The sequence below is a fragment of the Microbulbifer sp. ABH2_005 genome (assembly GCF_056160005.1).
In genome coordinates this window covers 2,252,610-2,265,761 of the sequence record NZ_JBSWWI010000001.1, presented here as the reverse complement: position 1 = coordinate 2,265,761, position 13,152 = coordinate 2,252,610, and the positions used below count along the sequence as shown (strand labels likewise).

At 44.9% G+C, this 13,152-nt stretch carries 12 protein-coding genes; 8 read left to right on the top strand and 4 right to left on the bottom strand.

Translation table 11 applies throughout. The features are described from left to right. Positions 1-76 precede the first annotated feature (76 nt). Both ACXAFI_RS09810 and ACXAFI_RS09805 read left to right on the top strand, forming a co-directional pair. Entirely contained in the window at positions 77-1,012 is a 936-nt protein-coding gene (locus tag ACXAFI_RS09810; protein ID WP_152453419.1) for a LysR family transcriptional regulator, read from the top strand. Between the two features lie 189 nt (positions 1,013-1,201). Then, positions 1,202-3,376, top strand: coding sequence for a malate synthase G (locus tag ACXAFI_RS09805; RefSeq protein WP_475108653.1), 2,175 nt, complete (start codon positions 1,202-1,204; stop codon positions 3,374-3,376). A 2-nt stretch (positions 3,377-3,378) separates the two neighbouring features. Here ACXAFI_RS09805 and ACXAFI_RS09800 read toward each other — a convergent pair whose 3' ends face one another. Further along, positions 3,379-3,528: a hypothetical protein gene (locus tag ACXAFI_RS09800; RefSeq protein ID WP_475108652.1), complete on the bottom strand. Its 150-nt coding sequence runs from the start codon at positions 3,526-3,528 to the stop codon at positions 3,379-3,381. 350 nt (positions 3,529-3,878) lie between these two features. On the opposite strand from ACXAFI_RS09800, the gene ACXAFI_RS09795 reads away from it, so the two are divergent. The 4 genes from ACXAFI_RS09795 to ACXAFI_RS09780 are packed head-to-tail and all read left to right on the top strand — an operon-like array spanning position 3,879 to position 8,917. Further along, complete coding sequence (locus tag ACXAFI_RS09795) at positions 3,879-6,059, top strand: FUSC family protein (RefSeq protein ID WP_475108651.1); 2,181 nt, start codon at positions 3,879-3,881, stop codon at positions 6,057-6,059. 17 nt (positions 6,060-6,076) lie between these two features. Next, positions 6,077-6,289 carry a DUF1656 domain-containing protein gene (locus ACXAFI_RS09790; RefSeq protein ID WP_475108650.1) on the top strand — a complete coding sequence of 71 codons (213 nt, stop codon included), beginning with the start codon at positions 6,077-6,079 and terminating at the stop codon, positions 6,287-6,289. A gap of 2 nt (positions 6,290-6,291) precedes the next feature. After that, on the top strand, positions 6,292-7,413 hold the full coding sequence (locus ACXAFI_RS09785) for an HlyD family secretion protein (protein WP_475108649.1): 1,122 nt from the start codon (positions 6,292-6,294) through the stop codon (positions 7,411-7,413). A gap of 52 nt (positions 7,414-7,465) precedes the next feature. After that, positions 7,466-8,917, top strand: coding sequence for an efflux transporter outer membrane subunit (locus ACXAFI_RS09780; RefSeq protein ID WP_475108648.1), 1,452 nt, complete (start codon positions 7,466-7,468; stop codon positions 8,915-8,917). Between the two features lie 20 nt (positions 8,918-8,937). Here the strand turns inward: ACXAFI_RS09780 and ACXAFI_RS09775 are convergent, their stop codons facing one another. Genes ACXAFI_RS09775 through ACXAFI_RS09765 form a run of 3 tightly spaced genes read right to left on the bottom strand, consistent with a single transcriptional unit; the run spans position 8,938 to position 11,452 of the window. Next, complete coding sequence (locus ACXAFI_RS09775) at positions 8,938-9,684, bottom strand: LytR/AlgR family response regulator transcription factor (protein ID WP_475108647.1); 747 nt, start codon at positions 9,682-9,684, stop codon at positions 8,938-8,940. Between the two features lie 12 nt (positions 9,685-9,696). Continuing rightward, positions 9,697-10,710, bottom strand: a complete 1,014-nt coding sequence (locus tag ACXAFI_RS09770; RefSeq protein ID WP_475108646.1) for a sensor histidine kinase — start codon at positions 10,708-10,710, stop codon at positions 9,697-9,699. A gap of 16 nt (positions 10,711-10,726) precedes the next feature. Then, positions 10,727-11,452, bottom strand: a complete 726-nt coding sequence (locus tag ACXAFI_RS09765) for a hypothetical protein (protein WP_475108645.1) — start codon at positions 11,450-11,452, stop codon at positions 10,727-10,729. A gap of 248 nt (positions 11,453-11,700) precedes the next feature. Between ACXAFI_RS09765 and ACXAFI_RS09760 the strand changes: the two genes are divergently transcribed. Next, positions 11,701-12,585, top strand: coding sequence for an arylamine N-acetyltransferase family protein (locus ACXAFI_RS09760; RefSeq protein ID WP_475108644.1), 885 nt, complete (start codon positions 11,701-11,703; stop codon positions 12,583-12,585). Continuing rightward, positions 12,582-13,151, top strand: a complete 570-nt coding sequence (locus tag ACXAFI_RS09755; protein WP_444921989.1) for a flavodoxin family protein — start codon at positions 12,582-12,584, stop codon at positions 13,149-13,151. Before ACXAFI_RS09760 ends, ACXAFI_RS09755 begins: the two co-directional genes overlap by 4 nt. Position 13,152: the final 1 nt, after the last annotated feature.

The following is a 13,152-nucleotide window of genomic DNA, read 5'->3' as shown; positions in this document are numbered from 1 at the left end:
TGAGTATCTTAGGAGGAGTGGCATAATTTGCCTAATTTATTGATTTTATTTTCACTATCGATCTGGCAAATGTTGTATGCAACTGGAAAGAGCTGACCTGAACCTGCTGGTATACCTGGATGTACTGTTGCGCGAGCGCAATGTGACCCGCGCGGCCAACTATCTAGGGTTGTCCCAACCCGCGATGAGTAATGGCCTCAAGCGCCTGCGCGAACTCTTTGACGACCCCCTGTTGGTGCGAACCCGCGAAGGCATGATGCCCACCGAGCGCGCCCTGGAGCTGCAGCCTATGGTGCGCGAGGCACTGTCCAGTATCGACCGTGTGATTCAGCCCAACCGAGACTTCGATCCTGCCAACACCCGTCGTACCTTCCGCATTATGGCCAGTGACTATGCGGAATCCACATTGATTCCGCCCCTGCTCAAGAAGCTGCGCGATGATGCCCCCGGTATCAGCCTGGACATTATGACGCCCAGTGATGTGAGCTTTGTGGATGTGGAGCAGGGTAAAGTGGATATGGTGATCAACCGCTTCGACAGCATGCCCCAAAGTTTCCACCAGGCTACTGTCTGGCGCGACAGTTTTTCCTGCATGATGCGGGCAGATAACCCAATTCTCGAAGACTACAATCTGCAGAGTTATTTGAAGGCCCAGCATATCTGGGTGAGCAAGACCGGCATGGGCGTAGGTGTGGGGGTCAATCCGGAGGACGTACAGCGTCTGGGCTGGGTAGATGAAGCTATCGGCAAGCTGGGGGAAAAGCGGGATATCTCGGTATTTACCCGCCATTATCAGGTGGCTATGTTACTGGCTGAGCAGAGCGACCTGATTGTCACCGTGCCTACACGCTTGGCGCAGCTCGCCAACGACAATCCCAGGGTAGTGCGCCGGGACCCGCCATTGGATATCCCTCCATTGGAGCTGAAAATGGCCTGGAGTCCCTTGTTACAACAAAGCGCGCCACACCGCTGGTTACGCCGCCTGATCCTGGATATTGGCCGGGCATTGTAAGTGACCAGTAAGTAAGGAAGCATGCGCTTTGCGAGTGAATATCCAGTTCTCTAGGCAAGGTTTCATGCGCCAGCCGCATTCATAAAAATTTGATCTATGAATAGTGGAAATTGTGTCTATAAATTAGCGGTATGCCGAAATGGCTGTTTAGAATGCCGTAATTCCAACAATCAGTGAGAGGCCCAGGGTATGACGGAACGAGTCCAAATCGGTGATCTACAAATCGCACCAGAGCTTTACAACCTGGTTTGCGAGGAGGTGATTCCAGGAACCGGGGTCGATGCCGATAAGTTCTGGGCTGGACTCGATGCGATCGTTCGCGACCTGGCGCCAGTGAATCGGTCTCTGCTTGAAAAGCGCGACGAACTCCAGGAAACCCTGGACCGCTGGTACACCGATAATCCGGAAGGTTTCCGCGATCTGAATGGCTATCAGTCATTTTTGAAAGAAATTGGCTACCTGGTGGATGAGCCCGCTGAATTCAGTGCATCCACTGAGAATGTGGATGAGGAAATCGCCACTCTCGCCGGCCCTCAGTTGGTAGTGCCTGTGATGAACGCCCGCTACGCCCTGAATGCCGCGAATGCTCGCTGGGGCAGCCTTTACGACGCTCTTTATGGCACAGATGTCATTAGTGAAGAGGGTGGTGCGGAAAAGGGCAGTGAGTACAACTCGGTGCGCGGCGCCAAAGTTATTGAGTTTGCGCGCAACTTCCTCGACCAATCCGCCCCATTAACTTGCGGCAGTCACAAAGAAGCCGTGCAATATCGTATCAACGGCTCTCTGCTGGAAGTGGTTCAAGCCAATGGCGATATTGCCACCCTGAAAGACGGCACCCAGTTTGCCGGTTACCGCGGCGACAGCGAAGAGCCCTCCAGTATTCTGCTCAAGCAGCACGGTCTGCACTTTGAAATTCAGGTAGATCGTCAGAGCCCTATCGGTAAAACCGATGATGCGGGTATTAAAGATGTTCTTATGGAGTCCGCGCTGACCACCATTATGGACTGTGAGGACTCCGTAGCAGCAGTGGATGCGGAAGATAAGGTTGTGGTTTATCGCAACTGGCTTGGTCTGATGCGAGGGGACCTGAAGGAAACCATCAGCAAAGGTGGCAAGTCATTTGAGCGCAAGCTTAATGCCGACCGTGAATATATCACTCCGAATGGCAATCAATTGACCTTACCGGGTCGCAGCTTGATGTTTGTGCGCAACGTTGGCCATCTCATGACCAACGATGCTGTTTTATATGGTGATGGCCAGGAAATTCCGGAAGGCATTCTCGATGGCATGGTCACCAGCCTGATTTCTTTACATGATCTGCGTGGCAACAACGAGATCAAGAACTCCCGCGAAGGTAGCATCTATATCGTAAAACCGAAGATGCACGGCCCGGAAGAGGTGGCTTTTGCCAACACGTTGTTTAATCGCATCGAGGATGTCCTTGGCCTACCGCGTTACACCGTGAAAATGGGCATTATGGATGAAGAGCGCCGTACTACGGTGAACCTCAAAGCCTGTATTGCGGAAGCCAAAGAGCGCGTGGTGTTTATTAATACCGGCTTCCTGGATCGCACCGGAGATGAAATTCACACCTCCATGCTTGCTGGTCCCATGATTCGCAAGGGCGACATGAAGCAATCCACCTGGATTAACGCCTACGAAGAGTGGAACGTAGATGTGGGTCTCAATAGCGGCCTCAAGGGAAGAGCGCAAATTGGTAAAGGCATGTGGCCAATACCAGATCAGATGTCAGCCATGATGCACGCAAAACTCGCGCACCCCATGGCCGGTGCGAATACTGCCTGGGTGCCATCGCCTACTGCGGCAACTCTGCACGCGTTGCACTATCACAAGGTAGATGTGAACCGCCGCCAGGAAGAAATTCAGCATCGCCACCACGCCAAGCTGGAAGATATTCTCACCGTACCGGTGGCCGAAGACACCAACTGGAGTGCTAAAGAGATCCAGCTGGAATTGGACAATAATGCCCAAGGTATCCTCGGCTATGTAGTGCGCTGGGTAGAGCAGGGCGTGGGCTGTTCCAAGGTGCCGGACATTAATGATGTCGGCCTGATGGAAGACCGCGCGACCCTGCGGATTTCTTCACAACATATTGCCAACTGGCTCAAGCACGGCATCGTCACAGAGAAACAGGTGCGCGACACCATGGAGCGCATGGCCGCAGTTGTTGACCGCCAGAATGCGGATGATGCCAATTACAATAATATGGCACCAGACTTCGATAAGAGCGTTGCCTTCCAGGCCGCCTGTGAACTCGTTTTTGAAGGCTGTGTTCAGCCAAACGGTTATACAGAGCCGGTTCTGCATCGCCGTAGACGCGAGTTTAAAGCTTTGAATGCTTGATTCTAGAACTCAAAAGTTCCAAAGGGCCCCATAAGGGGCCTTTTTTGTTTGGGGTGAGCTATTTCACTATTTCCTTTTAACCCTGAAAAATTCTCGATATTTATTTTGGCTTCACTTTTATTTACAGACCCTGGCTCAGCTTCACCAATCAAAATTAAACACCTACATATCAATTTTTACGTTTCGGTCTACATGACGTTATATCCGTTATGAATTGAATGTTAGTCGCAGGTATTGTTGTTTAAATGTCCTCGAGGTTGTTTCTCTATAAATAAGCAAGTTATGTTTTGTGTCTCTATGAAAATTCATGACTGATGTCATTTTGACATTTAATTGAACGTTTGAATTATTCTATTTAACTGTATTGAGCTTTTATTTGTCCGCTTACCTATATGCCATACTTCTTCCCGGCAACTAGCGCAATTATCTGATAAATAAACTTTGCGGCGCCAAAGAAAAATTTAGGCGTTGTTAAGAGGTGGAAATATAGTCGGAGAGGGCCTTGCAGTTATCTCGCAATGCAAAGGAGTCGCTCAAACTCGCGACGGCTTTGGTCTTTGTTTATGCCATTGCTATGGGCCTTAATTGGGAGAAACCTTTTTGGGCTGGGTTCGCTGTTATTGTATGTAGTCAGGCCAACCTCGGACAGTCTCTCAATCGGGCAATTTTGTGGATCATGGGGACACTTTTTGCGCTAATGGGCGGATGGTTAATCGTCGCCTTGTTTCCTCAAGATCGTTGGCTTTTTATGATCGCCCTTTCTCTTTGGGTTGCAAGTTGCGTCTATTTCCTACAAAGATCCCGTTATCAGTATTTTTGGATTACATGTGGCTATGTCATTCTACTGTTGTGGGATGCGACTGGTGGTGACCTATCTATTTCCTATGAAGAAGGCATTTTACGTGTACAGGAATCTTTACTGGGAATTGTCGTTTACGGTCTTATTGCGGTTCTTATATGGCCAAACTGTAGTCGAGATGAGTTAGATAAAGTATCTGCTGAACTTCTTGAAAAGCACCGACTTTTTGCTGAAAGTTGTTTTGATCGAATCCAAAAGCAAGAAAAAGTTGAGGTTCGTCCAGATAAACGGGTCGAACTGCTTAAAACTGACACGCGACTTAATACAGCCATTAATGATGCCAGTTCCGACAGCTATGAAATTTGGGAGTGTCGTAAGCAGTGGAATCACTTTGGGCATCGTGCAACAGCAGTCACTCAGTCATTACTCAAACTCGAGGAAAGTTTGGCTTTATCTAGTGAGCTGGGTGTATCCAAATATCTTTCTGGGGTGGATGAGTACATAGAGGATATTCAAGACCGTTTCGCTCAAATAAAACATGCAATGAGTGGAGGTGGTCTCGCTGATAGAGCCGTGGAAAGAAATATCCAGGGAGATGTAGAAAAAATAAAAGAGCTTTCAACCTTTCAGACAGCCGCTTTGGCGATTACGAGACGATCTTTAAATGATCTAGCGGTAGAAACCCGATTTTTTATCGATTCTGCGAATGATATTCAGCAGATGGGCCGGTCATATTTAAAGTTCCCAGATGAAGGGGGCGGCTATTGGCTCGGTCTACTTATGCCTGACCCAGACAGGCTTGGGAATGTGGTTCGTGTACTTGTAGGTATTTGGATTGCTTATCTGTCATACCTATTCGTCCCGGGTATGATAGGAGGTTTATTGGTTGTTCTATTAATTACAGTAATAGCAATTATTGCCGCAGTGAGCCCTCAAATCAGGTTGTTTGAGACATGCATCTACACAATATTGGTTTGTTTAATGTCGGCGCCTTTATACTTCTTTGTGATGCCAAAGTTGCAGGGATTTTACTCGCTGGGGTTAATGATATTCATTTGGACCTTTATTGTCTGCTATCTGGCTAATCGAGCATTCGGCACACAGTCGATGATAAGAACACTGGTACTTATTTTCCCACAGATTATATTCAATTTTAATGACTACCAAACATATAGTTTTGTTGTGTATACAAACTATGTTTTCGTTCTGGCTATTATATTTTGTATTCTGGCGATTTCCAGAAATATACCATTTTCCTCACATCCTGAGAGGAACTTTAAAAAAAATGTGGACAGGCTTCTCAATAGCGCTGCCTGCTTAATATTGCAGGGCGATATCCCTGAAGCTAGAAGGCGATCAATTCTTTATCGGCTATATATACTTTACCACATTAACATTGTTTTTATTGCATATAAAAGCATTCTCTATTGGATGGATGGTATTGATAAGAACCGTATTAAGGGTATGTCTAGATATCAGATGGAGAGGGTAATTAGCCTGCTGATGTTGATTGCAAATCAGGTGAAAATTTTATACGGAATAGATAAAAGTAAAATGAAGTTTGTAGCTCCAAAGAGGATGATGCGTGAAGCCTTTATTTGGAGGTGTCTGGCTGGGAAGATACTTTTTTATTTATCCGGTAAGAAAAGAGAGGTTCATATTGATTCGTTGCGGCGGGGATATCGAAGGATATTTCATCGGGCAAATGTCGATGTAAATGAGCTTATGGAGATGGGCGCATATAGTGCAAAATCCAAGGAGGGTGTGTCCAATTTTTTATATTTCTTAGGGGTTACCCACTGTATCAATAACTATTTGGCTGAATTATTTCATTTGTCAGAGTCATTGGACTGGGAGCGGTTTTGTGAAGAGCGATTCTTGTGATTTAACCAGGTCTGTGAATGGAAAAGATACCGCATGATGTTTCTGTAGGTGGATTTTACCTTTCACCTATATTGGTTTCAGGCTTGCTCGGTGTGCTTGCTGCACTTCTTACTGCCAGACTTCTAGATCGTTATCGACTCTCTAGGTATTTTGCAAATCCTCCTGTTGTCATTATCTCATTGAGTGTTATTTACTCTGTTTTCTTTGGGGTAGTATTTGTGGGGATATAAGTATGAAAAAATATAGTAAATATATTCTCACGGGCAGCTTGGTTTTAATTGCCGTTTTGTTATTGGTTTTGCAGTTTTGGAGGTACCTTAACAATCCATGGACAAGAGATGGAACGGTTCAGGCTGATATTATCCAGATTACCCCCAGGGTTTCTGGCCAAGTAGTTAAGCTACCGATTAGGGATAATCAATTTATCAAAGCAGGAGAGCTCCTATTTCAAATTGATCCGAGAATCTATGAGGCGGCACTTGCTGAAGCAAAAGCGCAATATGAGGAGGCCATAGATACATATAATGCCCAAAGGGAAAATATTCTTGCCTATGAAGCCCGGTTGCGAGAATCCTCAGCGGCCATAGATCAGGCCCAAAGTAATATCAATGCACTTGATGCAGAGATTACAAAGGCCAGGGCGGAATATAAGCGTCAACAGGAATTGCTTCCTCAGCGTGCCACTTCGGTGAGATCCCTTCAGGCTGCTCAGGCAGAGTTTGAGTCGTCTGTGGAATATCGTGCTGGAGCAGAAGCGAGACTTGCCAAGTCTTTGGCTTCTCTAGAGCAGTCACAGGCTGAATTGGCCCAGGCCCGAGCTCAACTAGGCGCACTGGGAATAGATAATCCAGGCGTGCGTGCGGCTCTTGCTTTAGTGCGTCAGGCAGAGCTTAATCTGGAATACACTACGGTTACCGCACCGGTTTCCGGCTATGTAACGAACCTCGATTTCCGTTTTGGTGATCAAGCGGTTGCGAATCAACCGGCCCTGTCCATAGTAGACGTTAGTACTTATCGGGTGGAGGGGTATTTTCGGGAAACATTCATCCGTCGTATTTCTCCAGGTGATCAGGCCATAGTGACTTTGATGGCCTATCCATACAGGCCGCTCCATGGTTATGTGGAAAGTATTGGCTGGGGAATAGCCCAAACAGATGGAACCGCTGGCAATGATTTACTACCAAGGGTAGATCCAACGTTTGAATGGATACGATTAGCACAGCGGATACCCGTGAGAGTTCATCTGACCGAAATCCCCACCTCGGTTGAGCTGCGGGTTGGTTTCACTAGCTCAGTACTGGTTATGAGTGGTACTGCGAGCGCCGAACAAGATGATACGGCGCAAACTCCTTAGTTGGTTAAGCTCAATAAACCTACGCCAGCCTGTAGTTCTAGGTGTACTTACCATGTTTGTTGGTAATGGCTGCATGTTGGGGCCAGACTATTTGCCTCCGCCAGTTACAGTTGAAGACTCTTGGATTTATCAAAATAATAAGAGTTTGGACAGTCTAGAAGCAGTGAATCCCTATTGGTGGCAGTCGGCCTTTGCAGACCCCATTTTGGATGATTTGGTAGCCCAGGCGATAGAAAATAACCTGGAACTAAGGTCTGCCGCCCTGAGGGCTTTACAAGCGCAGCAACTCCTCGCAATTGCAGTCGGTAATCAATACCCACAGATACAGCAAATTGAGGGCTTGGTAGATCGATCTAAATATGTTCGCTCAGGCATAACCGGTAACTTACAGACCGAATATTACCTCAATTTCAATTTGACATGGGAGCTGGATATGTGGGGGCAGCTAAGGAGGTTGGTCAACTCTGCTGCCGCGGACTTTGAGGCTAGTATGGCCGAATATGATGGTTTGCTCGTTTCGATTATTGCACAGGTGGCTCAGACATATATCAATATCCGCACTATCAAGCGGCGTCTTGAAGTGGCCAGAGAGAATATTCGTATTCAGCAAGAGGGTCTAAGAATTGCAGAAGTAAAATTCCATGCAGGAGAGGTGAGCGCCTTGGATGCTGAGCAGGCGCAAACCTTATTGAGTAATACCGAGGCTACTGTGCCAGGGTTGGAAATAGCGCTGCAGCAATTCAAAAATACCCTTTCGATATTGTTGGGCATGCCGCCTCATAGTCTTAATGACATTCTTTCTGTGTCTCCAACAGTACCACATGTCCCCTCAATTATAGCGGTAGGTATGCCGCAGGATCTCCTGCGACAGCGTCCAGACATCCGTCAGGCCGAACGCCTCCTCGCTGCTCAGGGAGAGCTGATTGGTGTTGCACGCGCAGAGCTTTACCCAAACTTTTCAATTGGTGGATTGATTGGCGCAATTGATATTAGGGGAGGGCAGCTAAATGGTAGAAGCGATGCTTGGGATCTATTTGTTGATTTTGAATGGAATGTTTTTAACTATGGACGATTGCGTAACAATGTACGCTTGCAGGATGCGACCTTTCAGCAGCTAGTCTCGGATTATCAGCAGGTGGTTCTGCAGGCGCAAGTGGATGTTGAAAATGCAATTGTTGCTTATCTTAAATCCCAAGAGCAGCAATATTTTTACAATATAGCTGCTATGGCTTCAGAGGAAGCGGTTAACCTATCTTTAACTCAATATATTGATGGGCAAATACAATACAATACAGTTCTTACAACCATGGTCTCCAACCTTGCGCAACAAGATATTTTAGTGGTTGCTCAGGGTGCCGTGGCAGCAAACCTGGTTCAGGTTTACCTCTCTCTTGGAGGCGGATGGCAGATAGTGGACGGGTTAACTCCTTTGGAGCTATTACCAGAAGAAACCATAGAGGATATGCTTCGGCGGACCCACTATTGGGATAAGCTCTTGGATTAGAGCAAGATAGACTTAGAAGATTAATTATCTAGCCATTGTCGAAATTTGGGACTTCTTGTTTTACTGGTAATTAGCGGCTCGTCTACACCTGCAAGATAAATGGCTAATGTATCCTTGCTATAATTTTCGAAACGTTGAATACTGTGGATATTAATTATATCGCTACGATTAATACGAAAAAAATCCTGAGGGTTCAACTGAGTTTCAATGTCCGTAACAGACTGCTGTACTAGAGAATGACAGTTCCCTCTGTTGTCATATGCCATGATAATGCCTTTATTTGCTCTTAGGCAAACGATATCATCTACCTGTAAAACTTCCATGCCGAGCCTTTTTCTTAGAAGGAATCTACGTCTGTAGCTTTGACGGTTAGTTATGTGTAATTGCTCCTCGCTTGCTGGCGAAAAGGCTTCTTTAAGTTGTTCAAAAGCAAACATGGCCTCAATAAATCTCTTATATGAATAAGGTTTGAGTAAATATTCAATCCCCATGTTTTGAAAAGCTTGCATCCAGTAAGTGTTGTAAGCGGTAGTATAAATTACTGGGCAAGGTAAATTTAACTGTTCCAAGGCTATAAATGACGGGCCATCTAGAAGCTCAATATCAGAGAAAATAAGGTCAATAAATTCTTCCCCAGAAAAAAATTCTTGAACTTTTGCAATTGTATCCAGAGGGCCCTGAATGTGAGCTTTTGGATTGTACTTTATTATATAGTTAGATAGCTTCTCAGCAGCAATTGGTTCATCTTCTATGATTAAAATATTCATTGTCTTTATGTGCTAATCGTGAACAACTGGGATACGAAGTTTAAACTCTTCAGTGGTTTGGATTATCTCTATTGGCTTGCCCAGTATAGCGCTTGCTCTTGTCTTTAAATTAGTCAATCCGAGACCTTTTGATAGAGGAGGATGTAATTTTGGCCGAATTTTATTGGTAATATCAAGCCACGATTCGCTAACCTCTATTTGGATTGTTAAAGGGTTCTCCAGGTCGCCTTTGTTATGTTTGATAACATTTTCTAATGCTAGCTGTAGGGAGCATGGCAGAGTCATATGCTGCAATATTTCCTTTTTGCTACAATCAATATTTAATTTATAAGCATTTGCAAAACGTAGATTTAGCAGATAAATATAATTGGTAGCAAAAGAGATTTCCTCTGAAAGGCATATTTTTTCGAGGTCTTGGCAATCTAGGATGTATCGGTAGATATCTGAGAAAGTTTCAATGTGGAGATCGGCAATCTCTGGTTTAGAGCTTATTAACCCTGATAATATGTTTAGATTGTTAAATAGAAAGTGAGGGTCCAGTTGCTGTTTGATTTGTTTGAGTTTACTTTGGGTTAAAGCTTTATCTGCTCTTTCTAGGGCCAGTTTCTGCTGGTTAAGATTCTCAATTAGTTTCAATGAGATTACAGCTCCGCCATTAATGGCGTGCAATAGAAAAAGAGTTGTTATTGATAATAGTACATGAGGTTTATCTATTTTTTGTAGGTCAAAAACTAATTCGATCAGTGTTGTTATAATTGTGAGCAGGGCAACGAATAATATACTGCTAAGCATAAACACCTTGGTGTATAGCTTAGGTGGAATATTGGTACTGTTGTATCTCGTTGTGAGTTTGTTATAGATTTTAACTGTAAGCCACTGAGCGCAAAAGCACTGTGCAGCTATCCAAAAAGGGGCGTCGTAATGAATGACAAAAGGTTCACTTGGTCCTGTTTGGCTTATGGCCGAGAATAAGACAATCAAAAAAGAAAGGCATAATGTCAGAATAACAATGATTGTCTTATTCATTATTTATTTAATGCTACTATATTTGCTCACTAGGGAGTCTCATAATAACATTTCCATTAATGTCTAGAAACTCCAATTTTGCCTCTCCAGATTTTGTAACAATCAATTGAATACGTTTGTTACCTTCCGGGTCATGAAGTTGAAGCTTAGAATCCCCGTTTAGGGTGCCATAAAAAGCTCTACGTGTACCGTTTAATTTTTCTTCTTTGTATTTATTAGATATTCGTGCAACTTTTTCTTGGTCATTATTCTCTTGTGCTGCAATAAGTTCCTTAGTTAGCTCAAAATCCATATCTTCATCAGGTCGATCAATCACCGTCAATCCTGTGACCATTCGGTCATCGCTTTCAATATGCTGTATCATTAATGTTTGGTCTTGATTGTACCTGTCGAAAGATAGATGCAGTCCATGATTTACAGTATCGCCATCCTTTTTTCCTCGAAATATGAAGCCTCCATTTTCTGTTCCTTCATCATTGTAAAAAATCATCCCTGGTCTGGCTGATTTTGGCCGGAATACTTCCTTACCAAATTTTTCCGCACCTGGGGCTTTCTCAGAGTTTGCAAGAACCATGCGGTTTAATCCGTTGTTTTCAACAATGTTTAGTCGCTTAACGGATATCTCTTCAAACATTGTTGTGGGTTCTTTTTGGCTAATGTAGATCCCTAAAAAAATGAGTCCTCCAGTCAAAAGAATGTTTATTGTGTTTTGCCCTAACATGCTTGTTCTCTTGTTCTTCATTGCTATCTCTCTTGTTGTGCAAAGAACTTAGGGTAGAATCACGTGAGATGTTGAGGGAGGGTAAAACTATAAAGAGGGGGGATGATCTATTGAGTAGAGGAAATTTCTCGTCGGAAAGCTCTACAAGAGACTGGAAATTGAGAGGGCCGTATAGAATTGTTCAACTGCCACTCTGAAATCTTGACCTAAACCAAGGTTTAGGTATTAGACTGCTCCTATTGTTGATTGGCCAGGAGGATTAGAGGCAAATGACAGAAAGCACACACAATATAGATTTACAAAAATACTTTGAGCGGATCGGTTACTATAATAAGCCTTCTCTGGATCTGGATACCCTGAAGAGCATCCTTACCCAGCATATTCGTACCCTGCCATTTGAAAATGTAACGTCCTTTCTAGGCAGTCCCGTGAATATTGATCTAGCTGCGATTGAGCAAAAGCTAGTGAATCAAAAGCGTGGAGGCTATTGTTTTGAGCAAAATGCCTTGCTACGTGCTGTGTTGCAGCAGATTGGATTTACGGTAACCGGGCTTGCTGCACGCGTTCTCTGGCAGACACCACCAGGCCATCAGCCTGCACAATCGCATATGATTTTGCTTGTGGAAGTCGGCCAGGTGCATTACCTGTTAGATGCTGGTTTTGGTAGTAATACCCTTACTGCTCCAATACGCTTGGATGTATCTGATCCACAGAGCACGCCACACGGCACCTATCGCTTGACATTGTCTGATGAAGACTGCTTATTGGAAGTAAAGGTCGCTGATTCCTGGCAGCCAATGTATAGCTTTGATTTACGTCCACGTACTGCAGGTGATTATAAGATCGCCAACTGGTTTTGTTGTACACACCCAGAATCTCGTTTCGTTGAGCATTTAATTGCTACACGGGCATTCCCAGAAGGTCGCCATGCTTTATTGGATCGCCAATTAAGTTATCAGCCAATTGCGGGGCCAAAAACTGTCATTATGCTGGCCAATGTCGAAGAGATACGTAAAACGCTTTTAGAGGTGTTTGGGATCGAGGCTCCGAGGGACGCAGGCGCCGACAAAAAGCTGGCAAATCTCTTCAAGGTTGCAACATCGTCTGAGAGTTATGATCACTCTATTGCGAATATCGATCAGGCCGTATCATGATCAAAGTGGGCGTTGTATACCATTCTGTTTGTGGCAGCACAAGGACTTTAGCTGAAGCCATTGTAGATGGGATCAATAGTAATCCAGGTTGTGAAGGGGGAGCATTTGCGATTGAGGGCGCTCACATTATTCAAGGGCGCTATCACAATCCTGAATTGATGCTTCGTTTGGACCAATGTGATGGAATTGTACTTGGTTCGCCAACCTTTATGGGATCGGTTTCAGCTCAGTTTAAGGCTTTCATGGACGCAGCCAGTGAACGCTATAGTGGGCGTGGGTGGGTTGATAAGTTATCTGCGGGCTTTACCATCGGTAGTAACTTTAGTGGGGATCAACTCAATACGATTAGCACTTTACAGATATTTGCCTCTCAGATGGGTATGTTGTGGGTACCTTTAGATATTGTGCCAAGCCAGGATGCCGAGGGGCGAAATAGGAGTGGGTGCCAGTCGGGACTTGTTGCTGTTCTTGAGAGTGAGGGAGCCGTTCACGAGCTTGATTATCATACGGCCTTATACATGGGAGGGCGAATAGGGCGATTACTAGGCCGCTTCCAACAACTATAAC

Bases quoted from the DNA above. Each gene is read 5' to 3' on its own strand.
- ACXAFI_RS09810 (WP_152453419.1), top strand. From the start codon at position 77: ATGCAACTGGAAAGAGCTGACCTGAACCTGCTGGTATACCTGGATGTA.
- ACXAFI_RS09805 (WP_475108653.1), top strand. From the start codon at position 1,202: ATGACGGAACGAGTCCAAATCGGTGATCTACAAATCGCACCAGAGCTT.
- ACXAFI_RS09790 (WP_475108650.1), top strand. From the start codon at position 6,077: ATGGAAAAGATACCGCATGATGTTTCTGTAGGTGGATTTTACCTTTCA.
- ACXAFI_RS09785 (WP_475108649.1), top strand. From the start codon at position 6,292: ATGAAAAAATATAGTAAATATATTCTCACGGGCAGCTTGGTTTTAATT.
- ACXAFI_RS09780 (WP_475108648.1), top strand. From the start codon at position 7,466: ATGTTTGTTGGTAATGGCTGCATGTTGGGGCCAGACTATTTGCCTCCG.
- ACXAFI_RS09775 (WP_475108647.1), bottom strand. From the start codon at position 9,684: ATGAATATTTTAATCATAGAAGATGAACCAATTGCTGCTGAGAAGCTA.
- ACXAFI_RS09770 (WP_475108646.1), bottom strand. From the start codon at position 10,710: ATGAATAAGACAATCATTGTTATTCTGACATTATGCCTTTCTTTTTTG.
- ACXAFI_RS09765 (WP_475108645.1), bottom strand. From the start codon at position 11,452: ATGAAGAACAAGAGAACAAGCATGTTAGGGCAAAACACAATAAACATT.
- ACXAFI_RS09760 (WP_475108644.1), top strand. From the start codon at position 11,701: ATGACAGAAAGCACACACAATATAGATTTACAAAAATACTTTGAGCGG.
- ACXAFI_RS09755 (WP_444921989.1), top strand. From the start codon at position 12,582: ATGATCAAAGTGGGCGTTGTATACCATTCTGTTTGTGGCAGCACAAGG.